At 44.5% G+C, this 17487-nt stretch carries 15 protein-coding genes and 1 tRNA gene; 10 read left to right on the top strand and 6 right to left on the bottom strand.

All coding sequences use genetic code 11. From position 1 onward, the window contains the following. Nucleotides 1–24: 24 nt before the first annotated feature. The 5 genes from FCL46_RS15555 to FCL46_RS15535 form a co-directional block, all read right to left on the bottom strand. Nucleotides 25–1011, bottom strand: coding sequence for a serine O-acetyltransferase (locus FCL46_RS15555; RefSeq protein WP_136806708.1), 987 nt, complete (start codon nt 1009–1011; stop codon nt 25–27). Nucleotides 1012–1061: 50 nt separating this feature from the next. Continuing rightward, nucleotides 1062–1682 carry a methionine biosynthesis protein MetW gene (gene metW / locus FCL46_RS15550; protein WP_176371608.1) on the bottom strand — a complete coding sequence of 207 codons (621 nt, stop codon included), beginning with the start codon at nt 1680–1682 and terminating at the stop codon, nt 1062–1064. Next, complete coding sequence (gene metX / locus FCL46_RS15545) at nt 1663–2847, bottom strand: homoserine O-acetyltransferase MetX (RefSeq protein ID WP_136806709.1); 1185 nt, start codon at nt 2845–2847, stop codon at nt 1663–1665. The genes metW and metX overlap by 20 nt, the downstream gene beginning before the upstream one ends. Nucleotides 2848–3239: 392 nt before the next feature. Further along, nucleotides 3240–4520 (bottom strand): O-acetylhomoserine aminocarboxypropyltransferase/cysteine synthase family protein, encoded by a 1281-nt coding sequence (locus FCL46_RS15540; protein WP_136806710.1) that lies wholly within the window; start codon nt 4518–4520, stop codon nt 3240–3242. A 91-nt stretch (nt 4521–4611) separates the two neighbouring features. Continuing rightward, entirely contained in the window at nt 4612–5196 is a 585-nt protein-coding gene (locus FCL46_RS15535) for a tetratricopeptide repeat protein (protein WP_136806711.1), read from the bottom strand. 325 nt (nt 5197–5521) lie between these two features. Here FCL46_RS15535 and FCL46_RS15530 point away from each other — a divergent pair, with 325 nt between their 5' ends. Further along, nucleotides 5522–8020: a glycogen/starch/alpha-glucan phosphorylase gene (locus FCL46_RS15530; protein ID WP_136806712.1), complete on the top strand. Its 2499-nt coding sequence runs from the start codon at nt 5522–5524 to the stop codon at nt 8018–8020. 513 nt (nt 8021–8533) lie between these two features. On the opposite strand, the gene FCL46_RS15525 is transcribed toward FCL46_RS15530, so the two are convergent. Further along, nucleotides 8534–8609, bottom strand: a tRNA-Cys gene (locus FCL46_RS15525). A gap of 60 nt (nt 8610–8669) precedes the next feature. On the opposite strand from FCL46_RS15525, the gene rnc reads away from it, so the two are divergent. The 9 genes from rnc (at nt 8670) to FCL46_RS15480 (ending at nt 17289) form a co-directional block, all read left to right on the top strand. Continuing rightward, entirely contained in the window at nt 8670–9401 is a 732-nt protein-coding gene (gene rnc, locus FCL46_RS15520; protein ID WP_136806713.1) for a ribonuclease III, read from the top strand. A gap of 3 nt (nt 9402–9404) precedes the next feature. Further along, on the top strand, nt 9405–10412 hold the full coding sequence (locus FCL46_RS15515; protein WP_136806714.1) for an elongator complex protein 3: 1008 nt from the start codon (nt 9405–9407) through the stop codon (nt 10410–10412). Further along, nucleotides 10399–12381 carry an ABC-F family ATP-binding cassette domain-containing protein gene (locus FCL46_RS15510; RefSeq protein WP_136806715.1) on the top strand — a complete coding sequence of 661 codons (1983 nt, stop codon included), beginning with the start codon at nt 10399–10401 and terminating at the stop codon, nt 12379–12381. The genes FCL46_RS15515 and FCL46_RS15510 overlap by 14 nt, the downstream gene beginning before the upstream one ends. A gap of 268 nt (nt 12382–12649) precedes the next feature. Beyond that, nucleotides 12650–13072, top strand: coding sequence for a hypothetical protein (locus FCL46_RS15505; RefSeq protein ID WP_136806716.1), 423 nt, complete (start codon nt 12650–12652; stop codon nt 13070–13072). 105 nt (nt 13073–13177) lie between these two features. After that, nucleotides 13178–13639, top strand: a complete 462-nt coding sequence (locus FCL46_RS15500; protein ID WP_136806717.1) for a DUF2318 domain-containing protein — start codon at nt 13178–13180, stop codon at nt 13637–13639. Between the two features lie 9 nt (nt 13640–13648). Continuing rightward, nucleotides 13649–14812: an ABC transporter permease gene (locus tag FCL46_RS15495; RefSeq protein WP_136806718.1), complete on the top strand. Its 1164-nt coding sequence runs from the start codon at nt 13649–13651 to the stop codon at nt 14810–14812. Between the two features lie 15 nt (nt 14813–14827). Continuing rightward, complete coding sequence (locus tag FCL46_RS15490) at nt 14828–15490, top strand: ABC transporter ATP-binding protein (RefSeq protein ID WP_136806719.1); 663 nt, start codon at nt 14828–14830, stop codon at nt 15488–15490. Between the two features lie 119 nt (nt 15491–15609). Further along, nucleotides 15610–16311, top strand: a complete 702-nt coding sequence (locus tag FCL46_RS15485; RefSeq protein WP_136806720.1) for a hypothetical protein — start codon at nt 15610–15612, stop codon at nt 16309–16311. A gap of 228 nt (nt 16312–16539) precedes the next feature. Beyond that, entirely contained in the window at nt 16540–17289 is a 750-nt protein-coding gene (locus FCL46_RS15480; protein ID WP_136806721.1) for a rubredoxin-like domain-containing protein, read from the top strand. Nucleotides 17290–17487 lie beyond the last annotated feature (198 nt).

Here is a 17487-nt window from a genome sequence, read left to right as displayed (position 1 = left end):
ATGGGGTTGTAATGATTAGGTGGATTAGTCGTGCTTTTTGGGATGAGAATAAATAAGTTCCGGACGTTTCAACAGTACTCGTGTCCCTGTTTCGACGCTCTCTGTAAGCCAGATATTACCGCCGATAATCGATCCGGCACCAATTACCGTGTCACCACCGAGGATTGTTGTATTTGCATAGATAATTACATCGTCTTCAATGGTTGGGTGACGTTTCATGTTGCGCAACTTTTCACCGGCATCACGTGGTAATGAGAGAGCACCAAGGGTTACACCCTGATAGATCCTGACATTCTTACCGATAATAGTAGTTTCACCAATAACCACACCGGTGCCGTGATCAATAAACAGGCCCGGTCCTATTGTCGCACCCGGATGGATATCTATTCCGGTAAGGCTATGAGCGTATTCGGTCATGATTCTTGGAATAATGGGCACTTTGAGTTCGTACAGTTCATGTGCTACGCGAAAAATAGTCGTTGCCATTAAACCGGGATAGCTGAATATGATTTCATCAGGATTATCGGTTGCCGGATCACCTGCCAGTGTTGAACGAATATCGCTTGCCAGTACTGAGGCAACCGATGGCAGAGCTTCAATAAAATCTAAAGTAATCTGGTGGCTCTGCTGTTCGCAGGCGGTGCATGGCTGACCGTGTCTTCGGCAGTCATGGCGGATTGCCATGGTTATCTGCTCGGACATCTTTTCGTAGAGATCTGTTGTCTCCTTGCCGATATAATATTCAATGTTGGATGCGTGCAGCTTTGTTTTGGTGAAATATCCGGGAAACAGAATTCGACGAATCTGATTAACAATATCTATTACCTGAGCGTGTGAAGGAATAGAAACCGGGCTGATATGGTCATAACATTCCTTTGCCTGCCAGGAAGAGAGCAGTTTTTTTACTACAGCCGGAACCTTGTCGTGCTTGCAGTTCGATGAGGAATGTATATGGTCACAGAGCGCTGAGAGAGAGTCGGTTACCGGACCGATTTTGGTTTGAATTGACATGATAAAATTTCTTCCAGATAAGTAGGGTATTACTGCAATACGGTTATGAATTATTTTTCGATTACGAATATTCCGTAGGTAGCCCTCAGGTTCGGGCAATACGTAACAATGTTACCGGCACTATTAGCACTGTTGGTGTTAATAGCAATCTCTTTGACGATTGTGTAACCGACATCACTGGCAAATTTCCTGAAGTCAGAGAAGGTGATAACCCTGATGTTTGGAGTGTCATACCAGGAGTAGGGGAGCTGATCGTTTTTTGGGGCTGTGCCTTTCAGCAGCAACTGCAGTCTGCTCGAATAATGGCTGAAATTTGGAAACGAAACTATTACCCGTCTGCCAATCCGTGAAAGCGAATACAGCAAGCGCGCCGGTTCAAATATCTGCTGCAGTGTCTGGCTTAAAATCACATAGTCAAAATGCTTATCTGGATAGTCCTGTACCTCATCATTCAGATCACCCTGCAGGACACTCAACCCTCGCGCAATACACGTTGCAGCCTTGTCCTTGTTCATTTCTATACCGGTTCCCCGGACCTGTTTGTTTGTCGTGAGCCAGGCGAGCAAATCTCCTTTACCGCAACCAAGATCAAGTACTTTTGAGCCGGGTTCTATCCAGTCGGCAATAACCTGGAGATCAAATCTGATTGCATCAGTTTCCGGGGATACCATGTAAAAAACCTCGTATCAGGTTGGTAAGACGTTCATCGGGAATGAGAAATGCGTCATGGCCGCAATCCGCTTCAATTTCACAGAAACTCACATCCTGGCCTGTACGTTTTAAGGCCTGAACGAGTTCTTTTGCCTGATAAGTCGGGTATAGCCAGTCTGAACTGTAAGATATTACCAGGAATTTTGAGTGTGAGCGATGAGGCTCTGCAATGCATTGGAGCGTAGAGACACGATCTTTAAGGTCAAAATAATCTGACGCTTTAGTGATATAGAGCATCGAGTTGGCGTCAAAGCGCTGGACAAACTTTGTTCCCTGATGCCGCAAATAACTCTCAACTTGAAAATCAACTCCGAAATCATAGGAAAAATCATTTTTATCCTGAAGCCTTCTGCCAAATTTCCTGCGCATGGCCTCATCGGAGAGGTATGTCACATGCCCGACCATGCGAGCTACAGCCAGTCCTAGATCGGGTTTTTCGGTACCATAATAGTCCCCGTTATTCCAGTTGGGATCGGCTATGATTGCCTGTCGTGCAATCTCATTAAAGGCGATCGCCAGAGCTGAGTGGCGCATGGTTGTGGCAATAGGGATAGCCGAGCGAACCATGTTCGGGTATCTGACACACCATTCAAGAACCTGCATTCCCCCGACTGATCCACCAATAACTGAAACAAGTTTTTCAATACCCAGGTGGTCAATTAATGCCTTCTGGGCCGTTACCATATCCCCGATGGTCATCATGGGGAATTCCATGCCGTAAGGCTCACCTGTATCAGGGTTTATGGAGCTGGGGCCGGTGCTGCCCATGCAGCTGCCGAGAATATTTGAGCAGATAACACAGTAGCGGTCGGTATCAATACCTTTACCGGGACCAATCATGAATTCCCACCACCCGGGTTTGGCATCTTCACTATCAGAACTATAATATCCGGCAGCGTGTGAATCACCCGTAAAGGCGTGTGCTATCAAAATTGCGTTATCTCTGTTCGGTGAGAGAGTTCCGTAGGTTTCGAAGGTAATAGTAACAGGCCCGAGGCGTGCGCCGCTTTCGAGAACCAGTTCCTCCGGAGGGTGTGCAAAGGTATACTGTTGTTTTTTCACAACCCCAACAGAGTCGTGAGGGCGTGATGGTAGTTCTGTTATATTGTGTTGATCGGTTGTCATGGAACCGTCCGCAGATGTCCTGATTGAAGGTTGTTAAATTTCAGGCTTGATGGATTAGTAAAAAAGTCTTTCGAAGTCTACGCTATCTGTCCAAAATATTAGGAATTTTCAAAAAAACAATGCGCGCAAGATAGGCGAACGAAGTGAGACTTCGATATCAACTATATGGCTGTGCTTGTTTTTTGAAAATGTCTCGATTTTTGCCAAAACCCCTATTGTCGGACAGCCTCCTGGGCCTATGCTTATCGGATGGCTAAGTCAGATAAGCGTAGACTTCGAGAAGTCCGAGATATGAGGCGTAGTATTTTTCACAGGACATCAATAATACATGTGGTATTTCGAGTTCATGTGAAAAACCTACAATGAAGAAGATCGGGCTTTTTACGACACCATCAGACTTGAGCCGCAGTAATAGCCTGAGCCAGATCGGCAATTATATCATCAATATGCTCAATGCCTATTGAGAGGCGTATCATGCCGTCTGTAATACCGCCCGCCTGCAGTTGCTCTGAAGAGAGTTGCGAGTGGGTTGTCGTTGCAGGATGAACAGCAAGAGATTTAGCATCACCAACATTAGCCAGGTGAGAAAAAAGCTGCAGGTTGTCGATAAACTTCCTGCCTGCTTCACGACCACCACGAATACTGAAAGAGACCATTCCGCCAAACCCTTTCTTCAGGTACTTTTTTGCAATATCATGGCCTGTGGAATCGGGAAGTCCAGGGTAATTAACAGAATCTACATCACTGTGGTTCTGTAGGAAATTGGCTACGGTCAGTGCGTTCTCGCAATGCCTTTCCATTCTGAGGGCGAGTGTTTCCAGCCCCTGCAGAAACATCCAGCAGTTGTCTGGGCTTATACATGCGCCAAGATTGCGCAGAGGCACAAGACGCATCCGTAATGCAAATGCAATGGGATTCATCTCACCAAGATCATGAGCATACCTGAGCCCGTGATATGATGTGTCAGGTTCGTTGTATAAACTGAATTTCGGGTCGGTCCAGTCAAATTTACCTGCATCAATAACAATACCACCCAAACCTGTTCCATGCCCGCCCAGCCATTTAGTAAGAGAATGGATTACCACATCAGCACCATGCTCAATTGGACGCAGCTGCGTTGGAGGGGTAAAGGTTGAATCGACAATTAGCGGCAGGTTGGCACCTTGAGCTATTGAAGAGAGTGCATCCAGATTTGTCATGTTGAGGCCTGGGTTGCCGATTGTTTCACAATAGATTGCTCGTGTTTTTTCGTTGATCGCTGCCTTGAAATTATCTGGATCAGAAGGGTCAACCATGCGCACAGTAATACCGAACTGCGGTAAAATAGAATCAAATTGTGAGACTGTACCACCATAAAGATTGTTTGCTGCGACGACTTCGTCACCATGCTGGCAGATGTTGATGATGGTATAAAATATAGCCGCTGTTCCGGAAGATAGGGCAAGAGATGCCGCTCCACCTTCAAGCATAGTCATACGTTCTTCGAGTACAGCCTGGGTCGGGTTTCCTATCCTGGTATAGATATTACCCAGCTCTTTGAGTGCGAAAAGATTTGCCGCATGTTCAGTGGATTTAAACATGTAGGCACTGGTACGATAAACAGGGACAGCACGTGAGAGGGTGTCTTGATCAATTGTTTGGCCGGCGTGAATGGCGAGGGTTTCCAATTTCATAGTATGTCCTTGTTTTAAAAATCTATCGTCTAAAGGCACCAGTGCCTTTGGGGTAAATATGACAGTATCTATTTCACATTTACGGCCATGGTTACTTTTGAGCTTGTTCAGCTTTTATGTGCTCTACAAATTCACTGATTTTCTGACCATTGCCTCCGGTTGCGTCTGGGTTTATTCTAAGCAGTTCCTCCCAGCTTGCAATAGCTCCCTGTGTGTCTTTAAGGTCGTAATACCGAACAATTCCTTCGTTAAATCGGGAGGGTTCATGCTGTGGATTCATGGCCTGAGCTTTTTTGAACCACTCGATTGCCTTTTGCGGCTCACCAGTACGACGGTACATTACGCCAAGATCGGTAAGAAGATTAGCATCACCGGAGTGAAAATTCAGGGAAGTTGTATACGCTGAAATTGCTTTGGCATATTGGTTGCTGTCAAAATAGCGATGTCCAAGATCAACCCATGCCTTGAAATTCTCAGGATTAGCAGTAACTTCTGCTTCTAGATTGCTGATTGCGATAGACGTATCATTAGATTGTGTTGCAGCCTGTTGTGGCGTGGAACCTGGCGTACTGCCAGAGCCCATCTTTATTACTGCAAATCCGGCACCGCAAAAAAATCCAATCACAAAAATGATTACAAATGTCAAAACCGGTTGCTGTTGCTTTTTCTTAGTCATGAATTCCTCAAGGTTTATTGGGTAATAGGCGATTGAAAATAGCTACGATAAGACACGAAATGGAATATGGGTATACCACAACGTGGCATCACTATCAAGAAATTGTGTTGTCTGCTACAATAACTGGACAGTGACGGAACAAAAGTGGCAAAGTGTATAGGAGCCATAAGCTGTTAGACTAGTATTAATGACTGAGCAATCAAACAGTGCGGCAACGGCATCCTAGTGTTTTGGCCAGAAGGAATCAAAGAACATTAAATCTGCATTAAACAACCTATATTGATGCTGCCGAAAGGCGAGCATACTTTTTCAGGAGCAAAGAAAAATGAAAGTGCAGAAAAAAGTATTGTCAAAAGCCGGTCAGGATGAAGACCCTTGTTCAGAATTACATTTTGATACCAATGCTGAGGCGATCAAAGAGAATATCATTCATCATTTATTGAGTTTTCAGGGAAGGGACCCTGAAAGGTCAGGGGCTCCGGATATTGCCCGAGCGCTTTCCTACACCATGCGGGATATCATGGTGGAAAAATGGATTGCCACGCAGAAGACATTTTATGCCAAACGCAAAAAACGCGTCTATTACCTTTCGCTGGAGTTTCTGATTGGTCGATCCCTGATGAACAGTGTGATCAATCTCGGGGTAATGGATGATGTGAAAAAAGCAGTTCTGGACCTTGGCTACGACCTGAGTGAAATTTGTGAAGAAGAAGAGGATGCGGCCCTCGGTAACGGTGGTCTTGGCAGACTTGCCGCCTGTTTTATGGATTCTATAGCTACTTTGAAAATTCCTGCATATGGCTATGGGATACGGTATGAATATGGGCTTTTTTTCCAACAACTAGTAGATGGCCATCAGGTTGAAAGTCCTGACAACTGGTTGAGATACGGGACTCCCTGGGCATTTGACAGGAGGGTCCCTGTATTTCCTGTACACTTTTACGGACACGTATCTAGTTATCAGGATGAGAAGGGGAATTATCGGGCTAAGTGGGTAAAAACATCAGAGGTTATGGCGACTCCATGTGATCTGCTGATTCCCGGTTATATGAATGATCATGTGATCAATATGCGATTATGGACTGCACGGGCATCACGTGAGCTTGATCTCAGTTACTTTGGCAGAGGGGATTATATCGGTGCAGTTGAGGCTAAAGTAAGCTCTGAGACAATCTCAAAAGTGCTTTATCCGCCTGATCATAATTATGCAGGTCAGGAGTTACGACTTAAGCAGCAATACTTTTTCGTTGCTGCAACATTCCAGGATATATTGCGGAGATTCAAAAAGAAACACCCATCGTTTGATCTGTTCCCGGAGAGGGTAGCCGTTCAGCTTAATGATACTCATCCGGCTATCGCTATCCCTGAATTAATGCGTATCCTGCTTGATATTGAGGGTTTAGGCTGGGAGAAAGCATGGGACATAACAGTCAATACCTTTGCCTACACAAACCATACATTAATGCCTGAGGCTCTTGAAAAATGGACGGTGGATCTGATCGGGAAAGTATTGCCACGACATCTGGAAATAATTTATCAAATAAATCATAGATTTCTTGAGAGTGTAGCGCAGGCATTTCCGGATAATCCGGGGAGATTGAGTAAGATGTCCATTATTGAAGAGGGCCCGGTCAAGAAAGTACGTATGGCCCATCTGGCAATAGTTGGAAGCCATTCTGTAAACGGTGTTGCTGCGTTGCATACACAACTTTTACGAGAAAGGATCTTCCCTGAATTCGATGCATTCTATCCAGGAAAATTCAATTCAAAAACTAACGGAATTACCCCTAGGCGCTGGTTGCTGCAGACCAATCCTGAACTTGCAGATTTGATCAGCAGGAATCTGGGGTTTGGCTGGATTACAGACCTGGATCAACTTCGAAATCTCGAACCGTTAGCCGAAGATAGTGAATTCCGTAAAGAATGGCAGACGATTAAAATAGCTAATAAAGCACGACTGGCAAAATATATTCAGGAGCATACTGATATCGTGGTAGATCCTGATGCGATGTTTGATGTTCAGGTTAAGCGTATTCATGAATATAAACGCCAATTGCTGAATGCCCTGCATCTTATTTATCTCTATCAGTATATGCTCCGTAATCCGGACCATAACATGGCACCGAGGGTGGCGGTATTTGCCGGAAAGGCAGCACCAACGTACTGGAGAGCAAAACTTATAATTAAGCTGATCAACTCAATTGCTGATGTTGTGAATAATGATCCACGTATTCATAATTGCCTGAAAGTAGTTTTTCTGCCTAACTATAATGTGTCGCAGGCGGAGGTGATTATGCCTGCTGCCGATTTATCCGAACAGATATCCACTTCGGGTACAGAAGCTTCAGGAACTGGAAATATGAAATTTTCCCTTAATGGTGCCCTGACAATCGGGACCCTTGATGGAGCCAATATTGAGATTCGGGAAGAGGTAGGTGAAGAAAACTTTTTCTTATTCGGCATGACCGCTGAAGAAGCTGAATTTGAACGGCTGAACCCGAGCAGAACCCCGATGCAGGTTTGTAAAGAAAATGAGCATATCCAAAATGTTATTGATAGTCTTAGCAATGGTGCTTTTAGTAAGGGAGATAAAAATCTCTTCCAGCCATTAGTGGATAGCCTCTTGGATACACATGATCAATATTTGCTCATGCTTGATCTTGAGTCATATCTCAACTGCCAGCATAAAGTGAATGATGTTTTTCTAGACCCTGAAAAATGGACTAAGATGGCGATACTTAATGTTGCCCGTATGGGTAAATTCTCAACCGACAGAACAATCCGTGAGTATTCTGAAGAGATTTGGGGAATAGAAGTGGAGTAAAATCTTTGCTAAAATTTTACTTGCCAAAGACATACGCCTCCGGCAAATTTTGCGGGGGCGTCCTGTCTTCTTTCATAATATCCTAACTATCTTGAAATTGAGTGCTTCTCTCATCTGGAGAAGTGCGTATCTCTTGACAGGACCTGTGCGTATGTTGGCGAAGTTGCTGTAGTTGATTAGTATGCTGTCCTGTAGGGTGATTGCTTATTCTGTTTTATAGATAAAGAATTTTTCGGTACCGGTTTTATCGGTATTGCAGGAATCGGACGCAGAAGAGCCTCTAAAAAGTAACAGAACTTTTCTTCAGCAATAAAAAAAGGGAAGGAGCGATTTGCGCTCCTTCCCTTTTTTTATTGCCCGCAGCATTTACACATTGAGGCTCAAACTTGACCTCCCAACCAATATCAGGTAAGAAGAACCGCACTTCGCCTCGGAAGTATAAACGAACATGTTTATACTTTAGAAATAAAAAAAGGGGTTACAGAATAAATTCTGTAACCCCTTTGGAAAATCTGGAGGCGGCGAGCGGAGTCGAACCGCTGAATAATGGTTTTGCAGACCACTGCCTTAGCCACTTGGCTACGCCGCCTCAAGCGTGGAGACCTTTTTACCATAGTTAGAAATTTTGACAAGAGGAAAATAAAAAAAAATGGGGATGGACATCGATTCATTAGTAAGAAGTAATAAAGAACTGTTGACCGAGTTTGAAAAAATCGTGGAATATCGCTTTACCGATCTGCGTTTGCTGCAGAAAGCACTTGTACATTCTTCTTTTGCTTTTGAGCAGTCGCAGGCCGGTAATAATAACGAGACACTTGAATTTTTAGGTGATGCAGTGCTCGATCTGGTCGTCGGACACATATTGTACAAAAAATATCCAGAGATGCGGGAAGGGGAGCTAACCCGATTACGGGCAGCGCTTGTGAACGAAACGCATCTGGCAAATATGGCACGACAGATTGAACTGGGAGAGTTTATCTTTTTAGGCAAAGGTGAAGACGCATCGCATGGGCGTAATAAGTCTTCTATTCTTTCCTGTGCTTTTGAGGCGGTTATTGGTGCTGTATTTGAAGATGCCGGATATGCAACTGTTACGGAGATGGTAACTCGACTCTTTGTACCAGCAATTGAAAGCAAGAAAGAAGAAATGCTGATCGCTGATGCAAAAAGCCGCTTGCAGGAAGTTTTGCAGGAGAAGCATAACGAAGGCCCCGTCTACAGGCTTGATAATGAAGAGGGGCCTTCCCATAAGAAAGTGTTTACTATTTCTGTGCTCTTTCAGGATCAGGTGCTTGGTACAGGTGAAGCGCGTTCGAAAAAAGAAGCTGAACAGCGTGCGGCCTCTACGGCACTGAAAAGCCTGAAAGAGAATGAGGAGTAGTAGATGGGGCTTGTGATCCCTATATTTATTTCTCATCGTGGCTGTCCCCATCAATGTTTGTTTTGCAATCAGCATGCGATATCCGGCAAGGAAAAGGGCAGTCATGCGAGTAATTCAGCAATTACCCATACGGTTGAGCAATGGCTGGCGAGAAGTCCCGGCCATACTGATGTCCAGGTAGCATTTTACGGAGGTTCCTTTACCTGTATAGAGCAGAATGAACAACGGCGAATGCTGCATGCAGTAGCTCCGTATATTGCTGATGGCAGTGTGCAATCAATCAGGATGTCGACCCGTCCTGATTGTATAAGCGAGGATATTGCACACTGGCTAAAAGACATGCATGTGAAAACCGTGGAACTGGGGGTTCAGTCGTTAAGCGACAACGTTCTGCAATTGTCACAACGAGGTCATACTGCAGACGATAGTAGATACGCGGTTAGACTATTAAAACAGGCCGGTATTCAGGTAGGTGTTCAGTTGTTGCCGGGTTTGCCAGGCGATACAACACGGTCTTTTTTTAAAACTGTGCGTGAAGCAATAAAATTACAGCCCGACCTGATACGTTTGTATCCGGCTGTTGTGGTTGAAGGATCCGAGCTTGCGAATATGTACCGGCAAGGTATATATACACCTCTTTCAATGAATAGAGCTATTGCTCTGACCAGAAGAGCTAAAAAGCTTTTTGATGCTGCTGCAATACCTGTAGTGCGTATGGGGCTTCAGCCCTCTGAGACACTTTCACAACAAGTTGTAGCCGGGCCATATCATCCGGCATTTGGAGAGTTGGTCACATCACGCGGCTGGCTGCGGCAGATCCGGCAGCAGTTGAATCGATTGAAGGTTGGTGAGAAACTTGAGCTACATATATCTCATCGCGATGTATCGGCAGTTGTTGGCATGAAGAAAATGAACCTTCATCGATTAGAGCAATTAGGTTTTAAAGATCGATTTATAATTATCCCTGATAAAAACAGGGCGCGGGGAAGTAGAGAATATGTTGTCAGTTAATCATTTGGATATCCGGTTCGGCGAAAAATATCTGTTTAAAGATGTTTCGATACAGGTTCATTCTGGTAACAGAATCGGCCTTATCGGGGTAAATGGTGCGGGGAAGTCCACACTTTTAAAGATTATGGGTGGTGTTGCTGCAACCGACGATGGTGTAGTAACCCGTTCGAAAAATTTCACCGTTGGCTATCTGCCTCAGGAATCCAATGAAATATTGACCGGCAGAACACTTTATGAAGAAGCCGAGACTGCCTTTAATGCTCTTTTGAAGCTGCAGGAGGAAGTCGAGCAGCTCAATGAACAGCTGGGCAACTGCCCTACAGATTCCGAAGATTTTCAGCAATTACTCAAACGTCAGGGTGAGATTCAGCATCAGCTGGACGGTAGTGATATTTACTCGATGCGTTCTAAAATCGAAAAAGTATTGCTGGGGCTGGGCTTTAAACAGGAAGATATGACCGCACCTGTCTCCACCTTTTCCGGTGGCTGGTTGATGCGTCTTAAGCTTGCCAAGATGTTACTTGAGGCACCATCCTTACTTCTGCTTGATGAGCCCACCAACCATCTTGATCTTGAGTCACTTACATGGGTAGAGGAGTTTTTAAAATCCTATAAAGGAGCGATGGTAGTTGTTTCCCATGACCGGACGTTTCTCGATAAAGCGACCACATCAACCTGGGAGATCAGTTATGGCAAGCTGACTACATACAAGGGCAACTATACATTTTATCTTACTGATAAAGAAGAACGGCGAAACGTCGAGAAGGCTGCCTACGATAACCAGCAGGCTAAAATTCGTCAGACAATGCGTTTTGTAGATCGATTCCGTGCTAAGTCTACAAAAGCAAAGCAGGTTCAAAGTCGTCTGAAGCTGATTGATAAAATGGATCTGATCGAACTTGGTGACGATGAAATGCAGATCAACTTCAGCTTTCCGCCAGCTCCCTCTTCAGGCAGGGATATGCTTATGGTGGAAGGGTTAAGCAAAAGTTACAATTCAAAGCAAGTATTTCGTGATGTAACGATGCAGCTGCAGCGTGGCGATAAAGTTGCTGTGGTAGGCGTTAACGGTGCTGGAAAATCAACTCTCTTAAAAATTCTGGCCTCTCAGATTGAATGTGATAGCGGTACTATCAGGCTTGGATCAAATGTAAAACTCACTTACTTCGGTCAGCATCAGGCCCAGGAGCTCTCGCCTCAACTTTCTGCATTAGATACAATGGCTCTGAGCGGTGAAGATTTAACCATCACCCGCATGCGTTCTTTGCTGGGGGCATTTCTGTTTCGCGGTGAAGAGGTAGATAAAAAAGTTGCTGTTCTCTCTGGTGGCGAGAAAAGCCGCCTGGCACTTGCCAAGATGATTGCAACTCCGGCCAACCTGATGCTTCTTGATGAGCCGACAAACCATCTGGATATGAGCTCACAGGAAATTCTGCAGGAAGCAATGGCCCAGTATGACGGTACCATCGTTGTGGTCTCTCATAACCGCTATTTTGTCGATAGTTTTGCTAATAAGGTCCTTGAAGTAAAAAATGGTCGGGTAACACTGTTTGAAGGGAATGTGACTGAGTACCTGAGAAAGATGGAAGAGATTGCCGAAAGAGCCAAAGAACACGAGCAGTCTTCGGCAAATACGGACAATACCGTACAGGAAAATGACGACAGCTCCAAATTAAGCAGAAAAGAGCAGAAAAAACTCGAAGCCGAAAAACGTCAGAAAAGAAGTCAATTGGCCGGTCCACTTCTCAAGCAGGTTAAAGAAGCCGAAGAGCAGGTTGAACAACATGAAGAAGAGAAGGATGAGCTGGAAGCATTGATGGCTGATCCAGAATTGTATACTGACGAAAAAGCCTGGTCTGAAACTAGTAAAAAGTACGAAGATTGCAAACGACGGCTGGAAAGATGGTACAGTAAGTGGGAGACAGCCCAGGAACAGATTGATGAAATTGACTCCAAAATTGGTCTTTAAGCTTTGTGAAAGTGAGTGGGATAGTTGCGGGTATGTGCTATCCCAGGAGGCTCTCCGACAATGCCATTTCCACCCATATTTTCGTTAAACTCGAAAATTTATCTTCGCAATAGTATATATGCCTTCGGTGATTTTTTCGTTTTTGCCTCGATCTGAGAGGAACTTACTATTCCGGGACAGCCTCCTAAGGTTCTAGTACCAAGTGCTTTTGATCTTGACGACGTGTGCCACAGTGTAGTATTTAATGAGTGAGATGATTCCAATTATTATGAAACATATTACTCGTCATATATTAATCCAGTTTGTCATTGTTGCACTGATGGTTTTGGGTCTGGCTCAGGCTGAGTCGGTGAACTGCCTTCCGGATTGTGCGCATTGCGAAGCCGCGGTTGTTGTTGCGCCATGTTGTGCAGACATGAACGGTCATGACTCTGATAGAACAGATAATGGTGCGGATGAGAAAACTCCTGAATCCTGTTCATTTGGCAGCGTATGTCATGGAAACAGCGAGTCCGAGGAGAGTATTGCCGCTAATCTGATACCACATATTGAGGGGCTTAAATCGCCCTCATCACACGATTTGCAGATTGTTACAAATCTGCAGTCTCTGTATAATCACGAACAGAATTACGCCTCATTTCCTTACAAACCACACCATATCTATACGCTTAACTGCACGTTTCTGATTTAACGTTCCCGCCTGCCTGTCAGGTCTTGTACGAATTTTGACAAGAAAAATCCCGCAGTATTGTTTTAACTGCGAGAACGATTAAGAACGTTTTATAAAGGTTACGTTATGTTGAGAAAATTTCTTTTTGCTTTTATCGCAGTTGTGCTCACTACCGGTCTGTTTGCCCCGTTTGAAAGCCATGCCGTCTTCGGCATTTTCGGTGAATATAAAAAAGTAAAAGCTGTTGACGGTGAAGTCCGTATTCCGCTCAACAAGGTGAATGACGGCAAAGCCCATCATTTTGTTTATAAGAGTGATGGCAAAGAAATAAAATTCTTTGTGGTCAAAAGTCGGGACGGTGTTATCCGTGCGGCTTTTGATGCCTGCGATGTCTGCTTTCCTGCCAAAAAAGGCTACACTCAGGATGGCGATTATATGATCTGCAACAACTGCGGCAGGCGTTTTCACACCAGCCAGGTGAATGTGGTCGAAGGTGGCTGTAACCCGGCACCGCTCAGACGCGCAAATGTTGGTGATAACCTTGTAATCAAGGTAGCGGATATTCTTCCCGGCGCACGTTTCTTTTAGGAGGTTGATGTGAATATATTGACTATTCCGTTGAGAAATGTCCGGCGAAAACCCACGAAAACGTTGCTTCTTCTTCTGGTTTTCACTTTGGGTGTTATGTCGATTGTTGCGCTTTACCAGGTGTCGCTGGTAGTTGGCCACAGTCTTGAAAAAAAGCTTACAGCCTTTGGTGCCAATATTGTTGTTTCGCCAGCTACAGAAAAGCTGAGTGTAAGTTACGGTGGCTTTCATATGGGTGATATGCTCTTTGATGTCCATGAACTGCCTCAGGAAGCAACAGTTTCAGCCATTCGCTCAATCCAGTTACAGGATCGAATAAGTGCTGTAGCACCCAAACTGGTAACCATGGCCAAGGTTAAAGATACCGCGATTGCGGTGGTAGGGGTGGATTGGCGTGAAGAGCGTGGCATAAAAAGCTACTGGGCGGCAGAAGGCGAATTTCCACAACTGCCCGAAGAGGTTCTGGTAGGTAGTAAAGTTGCTGAAAAACTCCACATCAAGCAGGGTGATTCAGTAACTGTTCTTGACCGTGAATTTACTGTTTCCGGGATACTCTATGAGACCGGTGCTGATGATGATACCGTTCTTTTCATGAGCCTGGCCTCCCTGCAGGATGTGCTTGGTAAAAGCGGTGCAACCAGCTTTATAGAAGTTGCTGCTCTTTGTGCAGGTTGTCCAATCGAAGATATTGTTGAACAGTTACAGGCAGCATTGCCTGGTGCAGAGATAACTGCTCTTCAGCATGTGGTCAATCAACGTATGGCTTCTGTTAATTTTGTACAGAAGCTGGCACTCTCAATTAGTGTTGTCATACTTATTACCGCAGCAACCATGGTTGGTGTATCAATGCTTTCCGCTGTGAATGAACGAAAAAAGGATATAGGTATCCTTCGTTCACTCGGCTATGGCAAGGCCGATATATTTCTCATTTTCTGTATTGAGGCTGGGTTTATTGGAGGTATTGCCGGGATATTCGGATACCTGATAGGTTTTGGTGCCAGCTTCAAGGTGCTTGAGTTTCTGGCAATGGCCGAGGGGGCAAAACCAGTTTTCTCAATCGAGCAATTGTTGATTACAACTACAGGCTTTATCGTGATAACTGTTGTTGCTGCGGCATATCCATCATGGAAAGGTGCCCGGGTAGAACCTTCAACTGCGCTTGTCGCTATATAAATAAGGGGATAAGCAATGTTATCAGCTAGAAATATAACCAAAAGTTTCAATACTGACGGAAATGTTGTTCCTGTATTGAAGGAAGTGTCAGTTGATGTTGGCCAGGGTGAGTTCGTTTCAATTGTCGGGCGCTCGGGTTCTGGTAAATCAACACTTATGAATGTGCTCTCGACTCTCGTGCGTCCTGATGACGGAGAGTTGCACTACCATGAAGACAATTTATCTGCACTTTCAGATAAAAAACTCAATAAGCTGAGACAATCCGATTTTTCGGTAATTTTTCAGTTTCACCATCTGTTGCCTTACCTGACTGTTCTGGAAAATACTCTACTCCCGTTTATGCAATCGATGAAACCGGTGCACAAATCTTCAGTGGAAAAGGCCCATGAATGTCTGGCCCGTGTTGGGCTTGCTGATAAAGCTGATAGATTGCCGGGTAATCTATCAGGCGGTGAACAGCAACGTGTAGCAATAGCCAGAGCCTTGGTGAAGTCATCGAAAGTGTTATTTGCCGATGAACCAACAGGCAGTCTCGATAAAGAAACCGGCGGCCAGATTATGGAGTTGCTTTCTGAGCTGCACGGAGAAGGTCTCTCTGTTGTAATGGTTACCCATGATCCGGTATATGCCAAGCGCGCTCAACGCATTATTCACATTGAGGATGGTGTAATTGTGTAACAGGCTATATCTTAAAGAGAATTGACGTATTCGTCATCCTCTTCTATATTGCAGGGTGTTTTTCGCAGAGTGTTGCGGGAGGCACCCTTTTTTTTTCTATCATATAACTGCTATAGACTATGACTTCTAAAACATACCCCTGGGACATCCCAGATGTGATTTTGTTACTTGGCACAGATGCATCAGGTAAGGATCATGTAGCTAATGTCTTGATGAAAATGATTCATGAATCGGGCGGAGAGGTAGAGAAGCGCCAACGATTTTTCAGCGGTACACCAACATGTGCAGTAAGCAGTGAGGGGAAAGGGACGTTTGAGACATTGCAGGAAAAACTTTTTCTGCGTTTTTTTAAGCATCTTGGACCTCTTCTCCCCATGCTTGTTTGTTTAGTTACTCTTTGGGACCTGCGCCGTTTTCGTTTACCGAAAGAGAAAAAGCTGGTTGTGATTGGTCATAACTGTATGCGTGCTCTCGGATTTTATCTTGCACATAATTTCAAATCATCGGAGCAAATACGTCTTCCCTGGTATCTGGTTAGAGTAATAAAAACATTGCTGTCGAAAACGGAGGTACATGTTATTGCATTGGATGTTGAAGATCATGTTCGAAAGCAGCGAATAGCCAAACGTATTTCTGAGGGGGCTGAAGACGAATTTGATAAATATATGCATAAAGACGGCGACCGCAGTGAACACATTGAAGCGTGCCTTGTCTATCTGTCGCTCAATTATCTTGAAGGCCAACTCATCGAAAACAATGATCTTACAGAAGAAGAGTTGCGGGATTTGCTTAAAACAGGCTTCTCGAAAAATAGTGTGTGAATAGGTATTATATGAATGGATCGCCGGTTATATCCTTGTAGTTGTGAATCGTTGTCTTTTTCAGGGAGATGATTGGCGATCGAACAAATAACTTTTAGAGAAAACTTCCAGGCTATCTTTAAGTAATCCTATTAAAAAAAATACTCGGAATTCTTCGATTCTGCATGTAGACTGCCTCCCAAATGAAATATTCCTAACTAAATACACACTCACCATGCTGGAGGATATATGAAAAAGTGGAAATGTACTGTCTGTGGTTATATTCATGAAGGCGACACCCCCCCTGAGGTTTGTCCGCTCTGTAAGGCGCCTGCTGAAAAATTTGAAGAGATAGTTGAAGAGGGCTCATCAAGACGATGGAAATGCACTATTTGTGGCTATATCCATGATGGCGATGCTCCTCCGGAGGAGTGTCCCATTTGTAAAGCAGGTCCTGATAAATTTGTAGAAGTTGATGAGGAAGGAAATGAGCTGCCTGCTGAAGAAAAACCTTCTGCTAAAGGCGCTGAAAGTCCTGCCGTCAAAGATCAGCGTCCTGGGTTTTTGGCCAGAATGATTATGAAGTTTCATCTTCATCCTATCTCTGTTCACAGTCCGAACGGTATCCTGCCGATTGCTGTTATTTTTCTGGCTGTTTCCGTTTTTCTTGGTATTAATGGGTTCGAAACAGCGGCGTACTACAATTTTGTGGGGGTGTTAGTTACTCTGCCGCTCGTTCTTTTTACCGGTTATACTGAATGGAAGAACAGGTATAAAGGTGCAAAGACCTTTGTTTTTTTCGCAAAGATAGCATGTAGTGTAATTGTAACTCTGACGCTTATTACCCTGGTTGCATGGCGTTACTTTGAGCCGGGTGTTGCTGAAGTTGATTCTCCATTCCGGATGATCTATTTTGGTATTGCTGTGACGATGCTTGTGGCTACAGGGATTGCCGGTCATCTGGGTGGTAAATTGGTATTTGGAACCAGAGACAAGTAAATGTAAAGATAGTTGTTCAGCAATTAGCTGACTAGAGAAGCCGAAAGGTTGTCGAGAGATGTGTTGTAATACATCCTGGTCAATTTGCAGACATAAAAAAACTCCAGCCCTGTGTAGCAGGAACTGGAGTTTTTTTATGTCTACAATGATTGCATTTTAAGAACTGCCCCCCAGCTGTAAGCAGTGAGGCAGTTCATG

Source organism: Desulfosediminicola flagellatus (assembly GCF_005116655.2).
In the GTDB taxonomy this organism is placed as follows: Bacteria; Desulfobacterota; Desulfobulbia; order Desulfobulbales; family Desulfocapsaceae; genus Desulfopila; species Desulfopila flagellata.
Note: the sequence above shows the minus strand (reverse complement) of the source record. Positions and strands in the feature narration are given on the sequence as shown.